The sequence below is a fragment of the Asaia prunellae JCM 25354 genome (assembly GCF_000613885.1).
Classification (GTDB): Bacteria; Pseudomonadota; Alphaproteobacteria; order Acetobacterales; family Acetobacteraceae; genus Asaia; species Asaia prunellae.
Genome location: NZ_BAJV01000014.1, coordinates 81,826 through 101,548, shown reverse-complemented (window position 1 = coordinate 101,548; position 19,723 = coordinate 81,826). Strand labels below are relative to the sequence as shown.

Genomic DNA, 19,723 nt, shown 5'->3' with positions numbered 1-19,723 from the left:
CCTGAACCACGGGCATCCAGTAGGCATACTATCTACCCGACAGGCTCACCCGGCAGAGCAATCAGCATCAGACACACCATCGTCATTTCCATATCCTGCTTCATAGGCCTGGAACCAGAAGACAAAGCGACGTACGCCTTCTTCAAGACTGACCACCGGACGCCATCCGGTAAGCGCTGTCATCTTTTCATGAGAAGACCATGTCGCTTCAACATCAGAAAGTGGGCGGCGTCTTGCCTCGATCACGGCCTTGCATCCGAGCTCCTTTTCGAGCAACGCCACAAGATGGCTGACGGCAGTCGGTGAGTCACTGCCCAGATTCAGTACACGTGAAATGCCTTTTTCGGGCTCATTGACAAGAGCCGCGATCACGCCGGAAACGATATCGTCGATATAGGTGAAGTCACGAGCAAGACCCTCTCCCGCGTAAAGCGTCAGGGGCTTACCTGCCGTGATGGCGCGCGCAAACTTGTAATAGGCCATATCCGGTCGCCCCCAAGGACCATACGCCGTAAAGAAGCGCAGTCCAGTCTGACGCAGACCATAGAGATGAGCATAAGCATGAGCCGTCAACTCGCCTGCCCGTTTTGTAACAGCATAAAACGAGCCAGGCCGATCGACAGCGTCACTCTCCCTGAATGGCATTGTCTCGTTCAGACCATAGACAGAAGACGACGAAGCATAAACGATGTGGCGAAGTGCCGTGAGATGCCGTGCTGCTTCCAGCAGGACAACATGCCCCATCATATTAGCCGTAATATAGGCACAAGGGTCTGCCAACGAATAACGAACTCCCGCCTGCGCCGCGAGATGTACAATATGCGTCACGTCGGAATGTTCCGCCAGAATGGCCTCCACATCCTCTCGTACGCTCAGATCCCCCTGCCGGAAAACGAAGCCTGCCTGTGGCGCGAGCTGCGCCAGGCGATCCTTTTTCAACTGAACACTGTAATAGTCGTTCAGTGAATCAAAGCCAATTACCTCATGCCCCTGACGCAACAGGGACTCGGCAACATGATAGCCTACAAAACCTGCAGCGCCTGTCAGGAAAACCTTCATCTTGATCAGCGTACTACTTGCAAGACTTTGGAAGAGACCAGATCACCTACCACAATACCGTATTTCTCCATTGTCCCGGCAGCGACTTCCAGCACAGCCGCAGAATCCCCGTTGCCAGTCAGGCGTCGCTCACTGAAGGGCACGGCTTTCTCGACAATCGCCTGGATATGTCCATCCGTCCCGATAAAGACAATATCGAGCGATACAGGGGTATCATGCATCCACATTGCCGCAGCCTCGGGGGGGGTGAAGAGGAAAAGCATTCCGGTACCATCCGGCACCGAATTGCGGGAACTCTCTCCTGCTTCCTTTTCCTTCCCGGTCCGCGCAACCTCAACCATGAAATCATGCTTGTGGCCCTGATGATCCGTAATTGTCAGCGGCGCTTTTTCCAGAGATTTCTGCGCCATACCGGATTTGAGGTCCTCAGCCTGTGCGGAGAGAACAGGCTGGCCAAGGATGACCCCTGCCAGAAGCAGCCCCTTTGCAAAGATTGTTGTCATGTCTGCACTCGCGGCTTTCAATTCAGGAAAGGATTATTCTGTCGTTCCTCGCCAATCGTGGTCGGCAGACCATGACCGGGCAAGACAACGAAATCATCAGGAAGGGAAAGCAGCGTACGCTTTATTCCAGCGATCAGGCTTTCATGATCGCCATAAGGGAAATCGGTACGACCAACAACACCGCGGAACAGGGTGTCTCCTACAATCGCGAGTTTATCTTCGCGACATACATAGACAACATGGCCTGGTGTATGGCCAGGACAATGTGCCACTTCAAATCTGACACCGGAGAAGTCGAGTGTCTCGCCATCCTCCACATACCGGTCAGGGCAAGCATCCTGCAGGTCAAACAAACCGAAAGCCTGAGCCTGGACAGCAACAGACTTCAGGAGGAATTCGTCACGTCTGTCAGGACCAATCATGCTGAGCGGAGCATGTTGCCGCCTCATCAGGCCCGAACGTAACGCATCAGCGCCGCTACATGATCAAAATGACCATGGGTGAGAAGGATGGCATCGACGGTCATCCCGTCGAGTATCTGAAGCAACTCCTGCACATCGCCCCCTGGATCAACCACAATGGCACGTCCGGTTTCAGGGCTTTCAAGTACTGTGCAGTTCTGGCGTAAGGGTGTCACCTTTACAGTGCGGGCACGCAACACCGGTTCTCCTTCGCGGTCATGAACAAGGATTGATCCCTGTGGGCCTTAGAGCGCGATACAGCGCTGTAGTCACTCAGGCAAGCAATCACCTATCGTTCAGGATTGACCCGATGCCCCACCCGGATCAGAGTCCGGCCGGGCGCGCAAGATGAACATTGCCCGGCAACACAAGACTTTACAGGAGACGACCATGAGCCGCATCATCCGTACGGAACCTAATCCCGTCATGTCGAAAGCCGTCGAGTATCACGGCTTCGTTTTTACCCAAGGCGTTGTTGCCCGCAATCTGGATGCTGATTTTGCAGCTCAGACAGCTGACGTACTTGAACAGCTCGATATCCTGCTCGAACAGCATGGAACGGATAATACCCGCATCCTGCAGGCTCAGATCTGGCTCAAGAATATCTCTGATCGCGACGCCTGAATGCACAATGGACAAAATGGCTGCCGAAAGACTCGGCCCCCGCGCGTGCCTGCGTCGAGGCCGTGCTGGCTGATCCGCGCATGCTGGTCGAGATCATGCTTATTACAACTAAGTAAGGTCTCTTGATCTTTCCCTAAGGCATTACAAGATTTTCTTGGGGAAAGTTCAAAAAATTGCCACGAGTCCGCTTTAGATGGGTTGCATCTTAGAGGTGAACATAGTTACCTAGATGCAACACAAACGGGCAGGTGCGGAATCAATGAACGTGAGACAGAAAAGTTGCCTCAAACTTCTACGCAGGCCTTTTTTTTCGTCTCTGACAATGTTGTCGGTCTTGGTTGGAACGGTGGTTCTTGCTCCAAAAGCCGAAGCCCGTCACAAGACATTCACGCATAACGCTCATGCCCACCGTGTAGTCAGCGCACGCCAGGGTGCCATTCGCCAGACGCGCTTTACTCCGCGCCATCATCGTTCGGGCGGTCATGTCATCCAGTGCGTTGCCTATGCCAAAGCTGCTTCCGACGTCGTTCTGAGCGGCAACGCTCGTGATTGGTGGGAGAACTCCCGCGGCGTCTATGCTCGCGGCTCCGCACCTGAACCCGGCTCTGTACTGAACTTTCGCGCGATTCGTCGGATGCCCTATGGTCATGTCGCCGTTGTCCGGGCCATTGAAGACAATCGTACAATTGTCATCGATCAGTCCCACTGGGCCCAGAACGGGGTCGCAAAAAATGTGCGCGTCATCGACGTCTCTCCCAATAATGACTGGTCTGCTGTTCGTGTTGCGCTCAACAGCAAGACCGAAACCTATGGTAGCATTTATCCGACCTACGGTTTCATCTATGGCCGTCCGGATGACGGTGTGATGATGCTAATAATACGCCTGCCCCGGCACATCGTTCCATTCATTCACGTTCTGTTAAGACGCAAAGCTTCGACGCGCTGCAGCACCCGATGCATTCAACAGAAGTCGCAGAAGCCCCGGATGATGCTTTCAGCATCGAAGGACCGAATCGTAATCTGCGCTAGAAAACGATTTTTCGATTACATTGCCCCAAGGCGACTCGGAAACGGGTCGCCTTTTTTATTGTTCCGGATTTTCACTTTTCGAGAGAATTCTTTTCCATCGCTACAACCTATGGTCGTGCGGCTCGATGATAAGGGTGGCCGGAACTGATAGCGCGTGCACGATAGATCTGTTCAGCCAGAAGCAAGCGCACAATCATATGTGGCCAGGTCATACGGCCAAAGGAAATACGAAAATCGGCCCTATCGATCACGCTTGCTTCAAGGCCTTCGGCACCACCAATAACGAAAGATATCTGTTTACCTGTCACCAGCCAGCTCTCAAGCATGGTCGAGAACTGCTGAGAATCAAGTAAACTGCCTCCCTCATCAAGGGCGACCATGATACTGCCCTCAGGGCAGGCAGCAAGAATCGCTGCCGCATCCCTGCGACGTATCTCCACGGCGCTTCCACGCGACTCGCCAATCTCGACCAGCTCAACCCTGGGGCGGGTACGTTCGGCATAGCGATCGAACAGCTCCCGCTCAGGCCCTCTTTTCAATCGACCGACAGCAACAATCCTGAGCATAAACGGTCAGAGGTCCGTTGTATCGGCTTCGTCTGTCACATTGTCATCGAGATCCTTGCCCCACATCCGTTCGAGGGCATAGAGCGCGCGACTTTCCGGCTTGAAAAGATGCACCACAATATCACCGGTATCGAGCAGTACCCAATCAGTGCCGTTCGCGCCCTCAATGGTGATGCGCTTGATGCCGATTTCGTTCAGCTTGTCCTCAACATGCGATGCCATGGCCGCGATCTGACGATCAGCAATACCAGTGGCAATCACCATATGATCAGCGAAGCTGGCACGACCACGCAGATCGAGCGTGATAATATCCTCGGCCTTGTCTTCATCGAGACTGGCCGTGATAACGCCAAGCGCCTTTTCTACCAGTTCGCGGCCAACTGTCTCACGCGGTGCGGCGGCAGCGCGCGTTTTGCGCGGACCTGCAGCAGCAGCCTTTTTACGGGGCGTTCCGGCAGTTTTCAGGGTTGCGGTCTTTTCGCCCGTGGCAGGCTTTGTCTCACCAGCGGACGCACGGCTGCGACGGGCTGGGATGGTCGTCTCGTCGGACGGTTTTCTGGCGATGGTTCGACACTCCGGTCAATTGATTAGAGAGCGCGCGGCGGGATAATTTCCAGAATCCCTGAGCGCTGTCGCTGATATACCGTTTTGCGGTGCTGGAAGAAAAGCCCAGACACCACCTTTAGAGCGGGACATGATCGGCCCCTGTCTTGGCGGGACGCGCAAATGACTGAGTGCATGGGTCGCGCGGCCTGAAAGAGCGGACCGGTTACTCCCTGGGCGCGGTACCACCGCTATCGGTACATGCATTGCCAGATCGCGCCAGCGCCGCCAGCGTGTAAGTGTTACCAGGCCATCAGCACCCATCAGCCATACAAAACGCGCTTGTGGAAAACGCAGACGCAGCAGAGCAATCGTCTCGACCGTATAGCGCTTGTTCAGCCTGGCCTCGATATCTGTTGCGATGATATGCCGCCCATCAGCGAGAACATGCGCCGAGGCAAGCCGATCATTGAATGGGGCCATACCGAGTCGCGGCTTGAGCGGATTGCCGGGCGAGACCATGAGCCATACCTGGTCGAGGCGAAGATGGGTCAGGGCATAGCGCGCCAGCTGGAGATGCCCCGCATGGGCAGGATTGAAAGACCCTCCCAGCAGACCAATCGAAATTGCCCGGTTATCGCCATATTTTGGAATTTGTGGCACGTCAGGGGCGCGTCTGGCCGGTGCCGCGTACCTCATAACGGAAGGTCGTGAGTTGCTCGAGACCGACCGGGCCGCGTGCGTGAATCTTGCCGGTGGCGATCCCGATCTCAGCGCCGAATCCGAATTCCCCGCCATCGCAGAACTGCGTCGAGGCATTCCACATTACCACCGCACTATCCGTGCCATTCAGAAAGCGCTCTGCAACCTCGGCATTGGCAGTAATGATGGCCTCCGTATGACCACTCCCGAAACGGGTAATATGGGCCAGGGCCGAATCGACTCCATCTACCACTGCAACAGAAAGTCGTGCATCCAGCCACTCTGTGGCGAAATCATCCGAGCTTGCCGGTTCAAGATCATGCACGATACTGCGCGCCGTCTCATCACCTAAAATCGCGCAGCCGAGCGCATGCAGATCCTGCACCAGAACCGGTAACAGATCCGCTGCAATTTCCCTGTCAATCAGCAGGGTTTCGGTAGCACCGCAGATACCTGTGCGCCTCATCTTGGCATTCGCCAGGATTTCCCGTGCCATGCCAAAATCCGCATCTTTGTGGATATAAGTATGACAAAGCCCGTCAGCATGAGCCAGCACCGGAACGCGGGCGTCCCGCTGTACCCGCTCGACCAGGGATTTTCCTCCGCGAGGGATGATCATATCAATCTCACCTGCTGCACTCAGCATGGACGCCACATGAGCACGGTCAGCATCAGGTACGATCTGTACACAATCACGTGGTAACCCCGCCTGCTCCAGACCTTCCTGGATACAGGACTGGATACAACGTGCCGAATTGAGGCTTTCTGATCCTCCTCTCAGAATGACGGCATTGCCGGATTTTATACAAAGCCCGGCGGCATCCGCCCCGACATTAGGGCGGCTTTCATAGATCATGCCAATCACCCCAAGCGGGGTGGCTACTCTGCGCAGCAATAGTCCATTGGGACGGGTCCACTCCGCCATAATGCGCCCAACGGGATCGGGCAGCAGCGCAATCGCCTCGAGCCCTTTCGCCATTGCCTCTATCCGCGCCGGTGTAAGGGTAAGACGATCAATAAAGGCGGCGCTGGCCTTGGACGACGCGACATCACGAGCATTGGCAACGAGAATATCGGCAGAATGCGTTCGCAGGGACACTGCCGCTGAGCGTAGCGCAGCATTACGCTGACTTTCGGGAGCAATAGCGAGAATGCGAGCAGATGCACGGGCCGGGCCGGTCAGGGTCTTGAAATCGGTCTGTTGTCTAGCGGCTTCCATCCTCGCACTCTCCTGTCTGCCATGCACCAGGCGCCCCTTTCAGCCCTTTGGCCGGAAAAGAACGATCACGCTATGTATCACTCCTGCACAGCTTGAAAAGATCGGCCCACAGCCAAACCTGCTGCAACGTTCCGGGCACAACGCGTCAGGGAGGCAGAAGCTTCCGACAGAGCTTCTTCCAGCGAACAGGGACGATCGAGACTGCTGAACAGCGCATCAAAGCCAAGCTCGTAGAGTTTTTCACAATCCCTGCCCAATGTGCCGGCAAAAGCCAGAACCGGTTTGTCTGCCTGTCTGGCCAGTGTCGCAATGGCATAAGGCGCCTTACCTTGTACTGTCTGACCATCGAGGCGCCCCTCTCCCGTGATCACCAGATCCACCTGGTGTACCAGCTCATGCACACCAAGAAGACGGGCAATGGTATCAGCACCCGGTACTAGTTCAGCGCCACATAAAGCGACCAGCCCTAGGGCGGTACCACCTGCTGCGCCCATCCCTGCAACAGAGGACAAATCACGCCCGCATCGTTCTTCAAGCAGGCTGGACAGCCGCGCGAGAGACGCATCCAGGATCGTGATCATGGGAGGGGTTGCCCCTTTCTGCGGTCCGAAAACGGCCGCAGCGCCTTTCTCGCCCAGCAAAGGCGCTTTCACATCACACAGGATCTCGATCCTGCATGCTGCAAGTCGCGGATCAAGCCCGGCATCATCGAGAGTAACCACATTCCCCAAGGGACCGCCGCCGCAGGCAATCTCCTGCTCACATGCATCACGCAACTGGACACCGAGCGCCTGCAACAGCCCTGCCCCGCCATCGCATGTCGCACTTCCCCCTAGGGCCAGGATGATATGAGAGCATCCCATATCAAGGGCTGCCAGTATCAGCTCGCCAACCCCGCGCGTCGTTGTGAAGAGAGGCATGCGCGATTCAGGAGGCACCTGTGCCAATCCCGCAGCTTCGGCCAGCTCAACAAGAGCCGAGCGCCCTTCATTCAGAACCGCGAACCGCGCCTCAACCGGCACACCAAGAGGTCCGCAGACCATACGCGTTTCAAGATGCCCGCCCAGCGTGCGCGCCATGATGACGGCAGTACCTTCGCCCCCGTCTGCCATGGGAAAAGCGTGATAGCGCGCCTGTGGGAAAATTTCGGAGAAACCGCCGATGATCGCCTTAACTACAGCCTCGGCGGTCAGGCTTTCCTTGAAGGAATCACAGGCAACAAGAATTTCCATGACGCACTCCATAACAACGCGTCATTCTTGCGTGTAATGCTGAGCGGTCAAGTAGCGACCGCCGGCATCGGATGAAAACGTCAGACGTTGAAGCGGAACAACAGGACGTCGCCATCCTGCACCACATATTCCTTGCCTTCGATACGCAGCTTGCCGGCTTCCTTGGCGCCGGACTCACCGCCACAGGCAATGTAATCGTCATAAGCCACGGTTTCGCAGGCAATGAAGCCACGCTCGAAGTCATTATGAATAACAGCGGCGGCCTGGGGCGCCTTTGTGCCCTTGGTAATGGTCCAGGCGCGGGTTTCCTTGGGACCAACCGTGAAATAGGTGCTGAGCCCGAGCAGGCCATATCCGGCGGCAATCACGCGATCCAGCCCCGAATTTGTCAGCCCCAGCCCTTCAAGAAACTCGGCGCGCTCTTCCTGCGGCAGCTGGCTGACCTCGGCCTCAATCGCGGCTGACACAACCACCATGGCAGCACCCTCGGCCTCGGCGCGCTTGCGTACCGCTTCGGAATGGCTGTTGCCGGTAGCGGCAGAACCTTCCTCGACATTGCAAACATAAAGCACCGGTTTGGTGGTCATGAGCTGCAGGCGACGGGCCGTTTCTTCCTCACCTTTGGGCACGGCTGTGCGGGCCGGCTTGCCCTCGCGCAGGGCGGCAATGATCGGGTCCATGATCGTGAGCTGCTGCTGCGCCTCACGGTCATTGCCGCGTGCCCGCTTCTGCAGCGACACCTGACGCTTTTCGAGCGAGTCCAGATCGGCCAGCATCAACTCGGTTTCGATGATCTCGGCATCGCGAACGGGGTCTACACCGCCTTCGACATGAGTAATGTCGTCATCGACGAAGCAGCGCAGCACATGAATGATCGCGTCCACCTCGCGGATATTGGCAAGAAACTGGTTGCCCAGACCTTCACCACGCGACGCCCCACGCACCAGCCCGGCAATATCGACGAATTCGAGGCTGGTCGGCAGGATCTTCTGCGACTTGCCTATACGAGCCAGATTATCGAGACGCGGATCGGGCACGGCCACGCGACCCACATTGGGCTCGATGGTGCAGAACGGATAATTCGCCGCCTGGGCTGCTGCCGTTTCCGTCAGCGCATTGAACAGGGTGGATTTGCCCACATTGGGAAGCCCCACGATGCCACAATTGAAGCCCATCAGCGTTTCTCCCCGCACAGCATGGCGATTTTTGTCATTGTCGCTTCCGGTTCCCCTTTGGCCAGCAGGGGCGATGCCGTTGCGACGGCATCGAGAAGCTCTTCAAGTTCGTTCTGTTCGGCCTTGGCGAAATCGCCCAGCACATGACCCGTCACACGGTCCTTATGACCGGGATGGCCGATGCCTAGACGCACGCGCTGGTAGTTCTGGTCCCCCAGCATCCTGTCCATTGAGCGAAGGCCATTATGCCCCGCTGCGCCACCACCGCGTTTGACACGCACCTTGCAGAAAGCAAGATCGAGCTCGTCATGAAACGCCGTGATGTCAGAGACCGGAATCTTGAAGAACCGCGCAGCCTGCTGCACGCTCTCGCCGGATAAATTCATATAGGTCATGGGCTTGAGCAGAAGAACCTTTTGTCCCTCAATGCTGCCCTCGGCCGTCTCTCCCTTGAAGCGCGCACGCCAGGGAGAAAACCGGTAGTGTTCGGCAATACGATCGACAGCCATGAAGCCGATATTGTGGCGCTGTCTGCGCATGCCGGGCTCGGGGTTACCGAGCCCGGTCCAGAGTAGCATTGCGGCCACCCTGAGCGGTCTTACTTCTTCTTCGCAGGAGCGGCAGCTTCAGCAGCGGCCTTCGCAGCGGCTTCAGCTTCCATCTCGGCATCAACCGTCGGCGGTGCGATGGTAGCGATGACGAAGTTCGGCAGCTGCAGAACCGGCGTCACGTTCTCGGTGCCGGTCAGGTCGTCCCAACGCACGTTGTCGTGGATGTCGAGCGCGCTCAGATCAACCGTGAAGCTGGACGGAATGCTGTCAACGTCAGCCATGACGTCCACCGTATGGCGAACCAGGTTCAGCACGCCGCCGCGCTTGATGCCAGGAGCCTTGTCTTCGCCCGTCACATGAATGGCGACGGTCACGTGGACCTTCTCGCCAGCCGCAAGGCGCTGGAAATCGACATGGATCGGAGCGTCGGTCACGGGGTGCAGCTGCACTTCACGCAGCAGGGCGCGTACGGTGCCCCCTTCGAGCGGCAGTTCATACAGGCGCGAACGCCAGCCACCACGGACCATTTCCTTGTGGATGATGCGCGGGTCGATCGCGATCAGCGCCGGCTCCTGCTTGCCACCATACACAACACCCGGCACCAGACCGGCACGTCTCGTTGCGCGCGCTGCCCCCTTACCAGCCTTCGCGCGCGTAGAGACTTCGAGGGACGTCATATTTGTCACGGTATTCTCCCAGATTCATTGCACTCATGGCCTCCAGGGGTGCCTGAGTGATGGGGCGCCTTACCGGAAACGGGGGGGTAAAGCAATGTTCTTCGGGATTCGGAGGAGGATTCTTCTCGAGGCTCTGTCCTGAAACCCGCAAAGGCGCGTAGCCCCTTTGATCCCGGCTCTCATTCAGACAGGAATGAAAGAGAACTGTCCCGCTCCGAAGCGCGGGGCAGTGCCCCGCATCACTCACTCGTAAGCGGTGAGAATCCAGCCATTCTCTGTCGGGTCGCAGTAAAGTGGCACGGCATTGGCCAGACGTACATTGATCGGCAGGCTCATCGCAGCACGCAACGCACGGAAAAGCGCGCCATGGGCCACGATCATGGGAATACCATCCTGTTCGAGCGCACGATTGACAGCTTCCGCCGCACGGGTCTTGAGCCCTTCGAAGGTCTCGCAGCCCTCAGGCGTGAACTGGCCTTCGATCCATGGATCATACCAGTCACCCATGGGCTCACCTTCCATCACGCCGAAGCAGACTTCCTCAAGCCCCTGATCGGTCACCAGCGGCAGGGTGATGCCGCTTGAAACGGCGATCGCTTCCTGCGCGGCCAGCGCTGTGTCATGGGCCCGTGTCAGAGGGGAAGAAATGATACGGGCAATGGGCGATGCACCGTCGCGCCAGTGACGCGAGAGCGAATCTCCCGCCTTGATGGCCTGCCCCCGCCCTGTGGCGTTCAACGGAATATCTGTCCGGCCCTGGGAGAGATTCTGTGCGTTCCAGTCGGTCTGACCGTGACGCAGATACCAGAAGGGGCGACGAAGCAGCATGAAATCCGGTCCTTAATCGAAAAGCGAAGAGACAGAGCTTTCATCTGCCACAGCACTCATGCGCGCGCCAGCAGATTGGCGGTGCTGATCTGGCGGATATTCGGCGACTCATCCATGGCTTCTGTCGCAGGAATGCTGTCTGTCAGCGTCAGCATCTTGAGCGGTGATGCCGTAACACGATCAACCGCAGTACCGGTCAGCACACCATGGGTCACATAGCTTCCACTCCGGTAGCGCCATGTTTCATGAGCGCTTCAGCCGCATTGCAGAGCGATCCGCCGCTATCGATAATATCATCGACCAGAATACAGTAGCGTCCGGCGACATCACCGATCACATTCATCACTTCAGAGACACCTGCCCGTTCGCGGCGCTTGTCGATGATCGCCAGATCTGTGTTCAGACGCTGAGCGAGCTGACGGGCACGAACCACCCCCCCGACATCAGGTGAAACGATCATGAGATCTTCATTGGGATGACGGGCATTGATATCGCGTTTGAAAAGCGGCGCGGCATAAAGATTATCAACCGGAATATCGAAAAAGCCCTGGATCTGCATGGCATGCAGATCCATCGTCAGGATACGGTTGGCACCAGCTTCAACAAGCAGATTGGCCACCAGCTTGGCGCTGATCGGCGTACGCGGGCCGGATTTGCGATCCTGACGGGCATAGCCGAAATACGGCATTACGGCTGTGACACGACGGGCTGATCCGCGACGCAAGGCGTCGAGCATGATCAGCAACTCCATCAGATTGTCATTCGTCGGCGAGCATGTGCTCTGAATGACAAACACATCTTCACCGCGCACGTTTTCCTGGATTTCGACAAAGACCTCGGCATCGGCAAAACGCCGCACCGATACCTTGCACAGAGGCAGGCGCAGTTCCTGAGCCACGGCGCGCGCCAAAGGCAGGTTACTGTTACAGGCGACGATCTTCATCAGGAAACGACTCCGGTCCGGGACGGCAGCAAACGCGGCCTTCTAACAACGCCGGGGCAGGCTGTCATTAACTCATCCCCCCCCAGCCAGTAACAAACGTGCAGTTTGTACGCCGGACAGATTCTTGCACGAACTGAGTCGAGAGCGTCCCTATAATTCAGGAAGGCCCTTGCCGACCGCGAACAGGTATAGGCGGTTGGTCAAGCATGTCCCTTTGCCGAGCACTGATCCAGAGCAAATCATCTTTCGTGATGATAGCACAATGAAGTCGTAACCCCGTTCATCTCGTGATTACCGACATCGCGAAAAACCAGTCCTGTTTTAGTACAAAATAAGTACGGAAAGATTTCAGAATGCCGCAGATTCTTGCTCAGGCATAACCTGAAAAGGGATTTCCCCAGGCTTGAAGCATATTGATACCATCCAAACCTCATGAAATGCAGGCAGTATCAAACGGAACCCTAGCCAGTGGCTTCCATGCGATATAAAGTTGAAAATAACGCGTCCGTGTCAAGCGATGACCGTAAGGTCCGCCATTGGGGAGAGACGTTTTACACAAGGAAACGGTGTATGACAGTTAGGCTTTTTAAAAATGCGTATCTAGAACGCATGACCTATATGCCCATCTACCTCTTCCTGCCCGTATGGCTTGCCGCGATTGTCGTGGTCTTTATCTATTCTCTACCACAGCCTTTTTTCCACGGGTTATTTCTTTACGTATCGGGCTACCTGACCTGGACGTTAACAGAATATCTTGGACATCGCTTTTTTTTCCATTTCAATTTTTCTTCCGAATCCGGACGTAAACTGATCTATGTGATTCATGGCAATCACCATGAATTGCCAAAAGACAAGCTCCGAAACATGATGCCTCTCAGCATCACCATCCCTCTGGCAATACTGATATGGCTATTGCCTATGCCACAAGCGGTCGTGCGGGAACGGCGTTTTTCGGTGGATTTCTGATCGGGTACTTCTTGTATGATCTGATCCATTACGGATGTCATCAATGGAGTCTGAACTGGCGTCTCTTCAAACGGTTAAAGCGCCACCACCTAGCCCATCATCATGCTGCCCCCAATCGAAACTATGCGGTTAGCACAACATTCTGGGATGCGATTTTCCGGACGAAGATGAATCGTTCCCGTTAGAGATGAATATCGGTCTCGACACCCGCAACGTAGGGCGGCCGGGAGGAACCGGGATTGCAACATACGCCACCACTCTCGCTGAAGCCTGTGAGCTGGCCGGACACTCTCCTAGATGGGTCCAGGATAGTATGGACGCTTCAACGCGACCTCATGCAATGGAGCATCGCCTCTCCAGGCTGATACGCAGCCTGCATCCGGTCTCCAGACTCACGGCCGATCCGGCAGGATATATCGGCAAAGATCTCTACCGAACCGCCGAAATTCGAGATCGGCTCAGGTCAGGCAAAAGCCCTTTAAAAATTGAAAGCCGCCATGCACCATCAATCATGCATTGGACGTGCCCGCTCCCCATTATATGGCCAGATATCCCCAATATAGTTACCATACATGACCTCATCCCGCTTTTGCGGCCGGATCTATGCAATATAAATCCATATATAATAAGAAAAAGAATAGAAATTTGCTGTGCTAACTCCACAGCTATTGTAACTATTTCGGAATCAGTCAGGCAGGATATTATCTCTCACCTTTCCGTACCGGCGGAAAAAGTGATAAACCTGTCACAATCCGTCTCGTTACCCCAAAGACTATTGAATGAAGCCCACGAAACACCTCGATTATGCGAACCGGGTGGCTTTCTGTATTTCGGCTTACTGGACCGACGCAAAAATATCGGGCGCCTGATCAAGGCCCATGGCATCTCCGGTCCCGGCGTCCCCTTGTTCTCATTGGCGCGCAGGGTCTTGGTGCCTCTGAAGAACTTGCGCCGCTTGCTGACCATCCGGCGCCTGAGCGCGTCCATATCTTTCCATGGTGTACTCGCCCTTCACTGATCCGGGCCATCTCAGAGGCCCGTTGCGTCGTGTTCCCATCCCTCGCAGAGGGGTTTGGTCTGCCCATTGCGGAGGCCATGGTAATCGGAACACCAGTCATCACGAGCCGTGGCCACGCAACGGAAGAAATCGCGGGCGGTGCGGCGCTTCTTGTTGATCCATATGATATCGCCGACCTCGCAGGTGCAATGAATTCGGTCGATCATGACGACGCGAGTGTCGTCCAGCTACGCGCCCTTGGTCGTAAAAGAGCACAGGCCTTTACGATGGAAAGCTATTCTAAGCGTCTGGCGACGTTCTACGATCTTATTGCACAACAGCAATTTTGACCCGGAGAGGGTTTTCTTTGTATATCCTGTCCGGCTCAAACTAGCCGGGAACCGCATATTTTATGTCAGAATTACCCAAATGCCGTATCGGCATCGACGGTTTCAATCTGAGCCTTGGAAAAGGCACTGGCGTTGCGACCTATGCTCGTACCCTGAGCCATGCAGTCAAGGAACTGGGACATCAGATAGACCTGATTTACGGTCTCGATGTCCCTACCCGCTCAAAAACGGAACTGCGCGAAGTACGCTTTTTTGATCGCCTGGATCATTTTGATCCCCCAAAGCGACCGGCACCGTTTTCCAAAAGGTGGATACGCGACCGCAAAGCCGATTTCCGCGCACCACCAGCTCTTGAAATTACCCGGACGGACCGGGTCGATATACGCCCATTTGAGGGGCGTCTGCCAGCTTTCGATCACTTGTACAATGCCGAGAACCTGTTCTCTCGCGCAGCCCGCCATTTCAGGCGAACAGGTCGCATGACGATACTGCGTATGGACAGGCCACCAGCTATCATGCACTGGACCTATCCCTTGCCTATCCGCCTGGAAGCGCCGCCAATATCTACACACTGCACGACCTCGTCCCGTTGCGTCTGCCTTACACCACACTCGACGACAAGCCATATTATCATCGACTCATAACAGCAGTCTGTGCGGAAGCCACCGCCTTGTGCACGGTTTCAGAAGCATCAAGAAAAGATATCCTATCTTTCTTCCCGACGGTTTCCCCCAAGCTACACAATACCTATCAATCCTTTCGAACCGATGCGACAATCCGTGAACGAAGCCTGGAACATTGTGCTGCAGAGATCAGCGCGGAGTTCGGCCTTACTCCGCACAGCTACTTCATGTTTTTCGGCTCTCTGGAGCCTAAAAAGAATATTGGTCGTCTGATCGAGGGATTCCTGACGTCCAGTAGCAATCGCAAACTGGTTCTTGTTGGTGCCATGGCGTGGAGGGCCGAGCGGGAATTGCGCTACCTGGAACGGGGTATTGAAACGGGCCGGATCATCCATATCGATTACCTGCCTGAGCGGAGCCTGTTCTCCCTTTTGCGTCTCACACGAGCCGTGTTATTTCCCTCCTTGTGCGAGGGATTTGGATTGCCTGTACTGGAGGCAATGAATTTCGGTGTGCCAGCTCTGATTTCGCAAGAAGGTGCATTGCCTGAAGTCGGGGGAAACGCGGCTCTGCAAACCAACGCCTATGATGTGGATGCCATTACCAGCGCGATAGATCGCCTTGATCGAGACGACACGCTTTGTCGTCAGCTTGGTGAATCTGGGCTACGCCAGGCTATCCGTTTTGATATGACCAATTATTGTGCACGCCTCAACACCCTGTATTCTGCTGCCCTACACGAGAAGGCCTAACCTTTAATGTATCTCGGTCCCAATTTGCGATGCTCTGAGCCAAATCGTATCAAACGCCTGTATCTGATCGGTATGTCCTGCGTATCCTTGCTGGCGCTCAATGCCTGCAGCGCGATACCGGATAGTGGTCCTACCGAACGGGGAGTCATGAACGCTCAGAAAGATCCTGTGCGCAATCCTCTCCAGTTTCAGATCCTGCAGGTCACGCCGCAAATTGCAGGAATACTGGCATCAGAAGTACCACCGCTCATTTCAAGCCTGGATAGCTCAGATAACCCTGTCGCCCACAATGACCGAATTGGCGCCGGCGATATGCTGACCATCACGATCTTTGAATTGGGCTCTGGCCTGTTCAGCTCAGGGGGAAGTCCGGCTGCAGCAGGCGGATCCTCGGAAGGAGGGGCAATCGCAGGCGTAACCAATCAGAACCTTCCCCCTACCCAGGTCGAAACGGATGGGACAATCTCGATTCCCTATGTAGGGCGATTGAGAGCGGCAGGATTAACGCCTCAAATTCTCGCTGAAGAAATCCGCAAAAACCTGTTGAACAAATCACAGAATCCTCAGGTTATGGTTCGGATCTCCAGTGATATCGCCAATACGGTCATCGTATCGGGAGAGGTACACAAGCCCGGACGCGTCGTGCTGAGTACGGCTCAGGAACGACTATCAGATCTGATTGCCATTTCGGGTGGAGCGAATTTTCCCCCTGAGGATACACATGTGCAACTCGTCAGGGGTAGTCGCACAGGGGCTACTGATCTGGGAACCCTTGAGAGCATTCCGCACGAGGACATCCGAGCGCGGCCTGGTGACAGAATTCACGTGATCTATCAACCACGCAGCTACACAGTTTTCGGGGCTGCTGGCAAGGAAGCAACGGAAGTACCCTTTAAATCACCAAGAGTGACATTGGCGGAAGCTTTAGCACGCGCGGGTGGACCCGCTGACGCGCGAGCAGATCCTAACGCGGCCTTTGTGTTCCGTTTCGAAGACCCGATCGCAGCCAGACAGCTAGGTCTTACCACACCACCTACCCCACTCGGGATCCCTGTGATTTACAAACTTGATATGATGGAGCCCAATAGCTACTTCTTGGCACAACAAATCCCTATGAAAAACAAGGATCTTATCTTGGTAGCCAACGCGAAGATAAATCGCTTTTATAAATTTAACCAGCTGATCGGTACGTTGGTAAGTCCGGCTATTACTGCTGCCTATCTAGCGAAATAATATGCCCTGACCATAGAAAGTGGTTTATTCATGATTCGCTCGCAGAGATATCCAGCACTTCAGGTAAATCTGCGAGCGAATGGGAGCAATGCGCAAAATCCAATCAAGAAGAACAAAGTGCTACTTTAATATATTTTCTGTGTCATATTATACGGAACGCTTACGTATCGTTATTTTTATTTATATTCTTTGATCAGGAAGCGATATCTTGTTTAAAATAAAGAAATCAGCAGGCGTCCCTGTAACACTTCCTGTATATTTTCTGCTTAAAAGAGCCAATGCATTGAGGGCGCGTAGAGAGTGGAATAAAGCAGCAATATACTATACTGCTGCTCTCAGAAAGGATCCGAGCCTCTCTCATATCTGGATCCAACTGGGACATATGAGAAGAGAATTGTCTCAGGAAGCTGCCGCAGCAAATGCCTATGCTCAGAGCTTTATTACTTCCCCAGAAAACGAAGACGCCTATTTCCACGCTTCCAATTTCAGCGCTCTGGCCGATCATCATCTAAAAGTTACGGTGAAAACTCTAATTTTAAAAGAAAAATATCCGGACATAAAAGATTTGATTATTATAAACGATAATAAAAATATTCGGATAAATTTTGATATTACAGATCTCATTTTACATTTCAGAAGAAAGAGGCTTTTGACAGGTATACAGAGGATTCAGGCAGAAATAGTATATGCCTCTCTGCTTGTCAGACCCAATTCTATTGGTATTTGTGTTTTCTTTGAAGGCCTCAACGCATGGAAGCGTATACCGATTGAGCTGTTCAGAGAGCTTATCGTAAAAGCTGAGGAAAGCAGCGACGCATCAGATAACGAATGGATCTATATCGTCGGCCGCCTCAATGGCATTCTCTCTCTCTCTGAAGATGCTTTGTTTTCAGAGTCATCTACTCTTGTCTCCCTAGGTGCAAATTGGTCAGTGAAAGGCCATACAGAGAGTATTTCTTACCTTAAAAATCAATATAATATACGATATATACCTTTCATTCATGATCTTATCCCAGTAAAATTCCCACATCTATGCGTCAATGCACTGGTAGACGATTATCGAGCATGGATCAATAAAGTTGTTCCGCTATCAGATACTTTTCTAGTAAACTCAAAATCTACTGGACGCGATCTGATTGAGTATATTTCTGGTACGTATCCCAATATAAGTAATTACATTAAAGTAATAAAACTCGATGCTGAAATAGGCATCAAATCAGAACAGAACTCTTTAAAAGAGAGTTCTTTGCCGGAAAAATTTGTATTACTGGTTTCAACCATAGAGCCTCGTAAGGGTCACATCTATGCTGCACAGGCATGGGTAAATCTTTTCAGAAAATACAATGATTCCTGTCCTCATCTGGTATGTATAGGTCAAAATGGATGGAAAACGGAAGCTTTCTATGAATTTCTATCCAAAAACCCAGAAGTCACTCAGAGAATAACCATTCTAAATGAAGTCTGTGATGAGCTTCTATTACGTGCATATCAATCATGCATTTGTTCTCTTTACCCAAGCCTCTACGAAGGATGGGGCCTCCCTATCACTGAGTCATTATGCTTCGGGAAAATTCCGATAACAGCAAGAAATTCTTCCCTGACTGAAGCTGGTGGCGAATACGCAGAATATTTTATCAGCGGAGATTCGCTCAGTCTTTTTGCCTCAGTTGAAAAGATCGTATTTGATCATAACACCCGACGGAAAATGGAGGCAAATATCCGCTCCAATTTCAGGCCTCGCAGCTGGCAAGATATAGCTCAGCAAATAGTTTCCTTTATCGAAAAGGGTAATTTATTAAATGATAGTATTGAAACAATACTTTAAATTATATGTTATCTTAAAGTAAGTAATTGTTTTAAAAGGTTTTATATTGTGAATTTTCGTATGAGACTTTCAAAGCCATCTTATAAATTTCATGATGCAACATAGCTGGTGTCAGATCTTTCTCTAGTCCACAAGACGGGGAATCCATTCCGAACTCCTGTATCAAATAAGGCGTATGCATAGCCCCTCCAGGCAGAACCATATTCGGGATGGAAGGACGATGATCCCCATAGAAAGCCAACACGGCAGGATGACCTGTCTGTTCCAGACATCTGCTCACCTGACCTAGCAAAGCATCGCCATGCCTGAGATGCCTGAGGTAGCCAGTTAGTCCCTCAGGCCAAGGTCCATGATTTTCTATAGTAACGGCAAAGACGAATGTACTTTTATTATTCTTCGCAGCCTCATTGATCACAGAGATGATTCGTTCACCAAGTGCGGCATCACTCAAATGTGGCCCATTTTTTGGGCAATCGTAAACTTTTCATCTCCCTGCATCTCGTTAAAGCCACTCACTGGCATCAGGCGACGCCGTCCATAAAACTCCAGATCATGTGGATGGATAAAAAGACGATGCTCATAAAGTTGCGATAATCTGGCTGGCAAGGCATCCTGGCACTGCCAGTGCGCACTGAGATAAGGGTCAAAACGCCTAAAGCCCAAAGCTTCCTCATCATGGCCAAAAAGTACCCCATATTCGGTACGCATTGTATACGCCCCGAACCCCGACACATGCAGCTGACCATATTGTCGTGCTTCAAGACGTGCTTTGGATAAAACAGGTAAAAAACAGTTCCAGTTTTCACCCGGTCGTAATTCCTCAAGGTCTGAAAATGACTCACATTGTATAACGATAACGATCGGC

21 protein-coding genes and 4 pseudogenes are annotated in these 19,723 nt (G+C 53.5%); 10 read left to right on the top strand and 15 right to left on the bottom strand.

From position 1 onward, the window contains the following. Nucleotides 1-45: 45 nt before the first annotated feature. The 3 genes and pseudogenes from JCM25354_RS12420 to JCM25354_RS18820 form a co-directional block, all read right to left on the bottom strand. Nucleotides 46-1,059 carry an NAD-dependent epimerase/dehydratase family protein gene (locus JCM25354_RS12420; RefSeq protein ID WP_025886243.1) on the bottom strand — a complete coding sequence of 338 codons (1,014 nt, stop codon included), beginning with the start codon at nucleotides 1,057-1,059 and terminating at the stop codon, nucleotides 46-48. A gap of 5 nt (nucleotides 1,060-1,064) precedes the next feature. Continuing rightward, entirely contained in the window at nucleotides 1,065-1,562 is a 498-nt protein-coding gene (locus tag JCM25354_RS12415) for a DUF192 domain-containing protein (RefSeq protein WP_025886242.1), read from the bottom strand. Between the two features lie 17 nt (nucleotides 1,563-1,579). Beyond that, nucleotides 1,580-2,220, bottom strand: a pseudogene (locus JCM25354_RS18820) (MBL fold metallo-hydrolase). Between the two features lie 193 nt (nucleotides 2,221-2,413). Between JCM25354_RS18820 and JCM25354_RS18815 the strand changes: the two are divergent. Together JCM25354_RS18815 and JCM25354_RS18810 are read left to right on the top strand one after the other, a co-directional pair. Beyond that, nucleotides 2,414-2,763: pseudogene (locus JCM25354_RS18815) on the top strand (RidA family protein). A 218-nt stretch (nucleotides 2,764-2,981) separates the two neighbouring features. Continuing rightward, nucleotides 2,982-3,824 carry a CHAP domain-containing protein gene (locus tag JCM25354_RS18810; RefSeq protein ID WP_243444061.1) on the top strand — a complete coding sequence of 281 codons (843 nt, stop codon included), beginning with the start codon at nucleotides 2,982-2,984 and terminating at the stop codon, nucleotides 3,822-3,824. On the opposite strand, the gene JCM25354_RS12395 is transcribed toward JCM25354_RS18810, so the two are convergent. The 10 genes and pseudogenes from JCM25354_RS12395 to JCM25354_RS18800 form a co-directional block, all read right to left on the bottom strand. After that, nucleotides 3,784-4,242, bottom strand: a complete 459-nt coding sequence (locus JCM25354_RS12395; RefSeq protein WP_025886241.1) for a 23S rRNA (pseudouridine(1915)-N(3))-methyltransferase RlmH — start codon at nucleotides 4,240-4,242, stop codon at nucleotides 3,784-3,786. The two genes, JCM25354_RS18810 and JCM25354_RS12395, sit on opposite strands and share 41 nt — an antisense overlap. Before the next feature lie 6 nt (nucleotides 4,243-4,248). Further along, nucleotides 4,249-4,707, bottom strand: a complete 459-nt coding sequence (rsfS, locus tag JCM25354_RS18805) for a ribosome silencing factor (protein WP_035447704.1) — start codon at nucleotides 4,705-4,707, stop codon at nucleotides 4,249-4,251. Between the two features lie 114 nt (nucleotides 4,708-4,821). Next, nucleotides 4,822-5,448, bottom strand: coding sequence for a nicotinate-nucleotide adenylyltransferase (locus tag JCM25354_RS12380; RefSeq protein WP_243444060.1), 627 nt, complete (start codon nucleotides 5,446-5,448; stop codon nucleotides 4,822-4,824). A gap of 1 nt (nucleotide 5,449) precedes the next feature. After that, complete coding sequence (locus tag JCM25354_RS12375; RefSeq protein WP_025886237.1) at nucleotides 5,450-6,706, bottom strand: glutamate-5-semialdehyde dehydrogenase; 1,257 nt, start codon at nucleotides 6,704-6,706, stop codon at nucleotides 5,450-5,452. A gap of 77 nt (nucleotides 6,707-6,783) precedes the next feature. Beyond that, nucleotides 6,784-7,938: a glycerate kinase gene (locus JCM25354_RS12370; RefSeq protein ID WP_025886236.1), complete on the bottom strand. Its 1,155-nt coding sequence runs from the start codon at nucleotides 7,936-7,938 to the stop codon at nucleotides 6,784-6,786. 80 nt (nucleotides 7,939-8,018) lie between these two features. After that, entirely contained in the window at nucleotides 8,019-9,113 is a 1,095-nt protein-coding gene (ychF, locus tag JCM25354_RS12365) for a redox-regulated ATPase YchF (protein ID WP_025886235.1), read from the bottom strand. Beyond that, entirely contained in the window at nucleotides 9,113-9,691 is a 579-nt protein-coding gene (gene pth, locus JCM25354_RS12360) for an aminoacyl-tRNA hydrolase (RefSeq protein ID WP_025886234.1), read from the bottom strand. The genes ychF and pth overlap by 1 nt, the downstream gene beginning before the upstream one ends. Before the next feature lie 20 nt (nucleotides 9,692-9,711). After that, complete coding sequence (locus tag JCM25354_RS12355) at nucleotides 9,712-10,350, bottom strand: 50S ribosomal protein L25/general stress protein Ctc (protein ID WP_025886233.1); 639 nt, start codon at nucleotides 10,348-10,350, stop codon at nucleotides 9,712-9,714. A 234-nt stretch (nucleotides 10,351-10,584) separates the two neighbouring features. Further along, a complete protein-coding gene (locus tag JCM25354_RS12350) occupies nucleotides 10,585-11,169 on the bottom strand; it encodes a histidine phosphatase family protein (protein ID WP_025886232.1) in 585 nt (194 codons plus the stop codon). 12 nt (nucleotides 11,170-11,181) lie between these two features. Further along, nucleotides 11,182-12,112, bottom strand: a pseudogene (locus JCM25354_RS18800) (ribose-phosphate pyrophosphokinase). A 570-nt stretch (nucleotides 12,113-12,682) separates the two neighbouring features. On the opposite strand from JCM25354_RS18800, the gene JCM25354_RS21160 reads away from it, so the two are divergent. From JCM25354_RS21160 to JCM25354_RS12320, 8 genes and pseudogenes are all read left to right on the top strand, one after another. After that, nucleotides 12,683-13,078, top strand: a complete 396-nt coding sequence (locus JCM25354_RS21160; RefSeq protein WP_051537400.1) for a sterol desaturase family protein — start codon at nucleotides 12,683-12,685, stop codon at nucleotides 13,076-13,078. Continuing rightward, the gene (locus tag JCM25354_RS23555) at nucleotides 13,018-13,263 is read left to right on the top strand and encodes a sterol desaturase family protein (RefSeq protein WP_084294766.1); all 246 of its coding nucleotides are present in this window, start codon (nucleotides 13,018-13,020) and stop codon (nucleotides 13,261-13,263) included. Before JCM25354_RS21160 ends, JCM25354_RS23555 begins: the two co-directional genes overlap by 61 nt. A gap of 2 nt (nucleotides 13,264-13,265) precedes the next feature. Beyond that, nucleotides 13,266-13,802, top strand: a pseudogene (locus JCM25354_RS23550) (glycosyltransferase); the annotation flags it as partial. Between the two features lie 80 nt (nucleotides 13,803-13,882). After that, nucleotides 13,883-14,425, top strand: coding sequence for a glycosyltransferase (locus JCM25354_RS22695; protein WP_051537399.1), 543 nt, complete (start codon nucleotides 13,883-13,885; stop codon nucleotides 14,423-14,425). 62 nt (nucleotides 14,426-14,487) lie between these two features. Beyond that, nucleotides 14,488-15,069, top strand: coding sequence for a hypothetical protein (locus tag JCM25354_RS22690; protein WP_084294764.1), 582 nt, complete (start codon nucleotides 14,488-14,490; stop codon nucleotides 15,067-15,069). Beyond that, nucleotides 15,015-15,800, top strand: a complete 786-nt coding sequence (locus JCM25354_RS22685) for a glycosyltransferase family 4 protein (RefSeq protein ID WP_243444059.1) — start codon at nucleotides 15,015-15,017, stop codon at nucleotides 15,798-15,800. The genes JCM25354_RS22690 and JCM25354_RS22685 overlap by 55 nt, the downstream gene beginning before the upstream one ends. 147 nt (nucleotides 15,801-15,947) lie before the next feature. Next, nucleotides 15,948-17,033: a polysaccharide biosynthesis/export family protein gene (locus JCM25354_RS12325; protein WP_243444058.1), complete on the top strand. Its 1,086-nt coding sequence runs from the start codon at nucleotides 15,948-15,950 to the stop codon at nucleotides 17,031-17,033. A 208-nt stretch (nucleotides 17,034-17,241) separates the two neighbouring features. Continuing rightward, nucleotides 17,242-18,858: a glycosyltransferase family 4 protein gene (locus tag JCM25354_RS12320; RefSeq protein WP_025886230.1), complete on the top strand. Its 1,617-nt coding sequence runs from the start codon at nucleotides 17,242-17,244 to the stop codon at nucleotides 18,856-18,858. Nucleotides 18,859-18,889: 31 nt separating this feature from the next. On the opposite strand, the gene JCM25354_RS20310 is transcribed toward JCM25354_RS12320, so the two are convergent. Together JCM25354_RS20310 and JCM25354_RS20305 are read right to left on the bottom strand one after the other, a co-directional pair. Beyond that, nucleotides 18,890-19,309: a sulfatase-like hydrolase/transferase gene (locus JCM25354_RS20310; RefSeq protein WP_025886229.1), complete on the bottom strand. Its 420-nt coding sequence runs from the start codon at nucleotides 19,307-19,309 to the stop codon at nucleotides 18,890-18,892. Continuing rightward, nucleotides 19,306-19,566 (bottom strand): alkaline phosphatase family protein, encoded by a 261-nt coding sequence (locus tag JCM25354_RS20305; RefSeq protein ID WP_148301513.1) that lies wholly within the window; start codon nucleotides 19,564-19,566, stop codon nucleotides 19,306-19,308. The genes JCM25354_RS20310 and JCM25354_RS20305 overlap by 4 nt, the downstream gene beginning before the upstream one ends. Nucleotides 19,567-19,723: the final 157 nt, after the last annotated feature.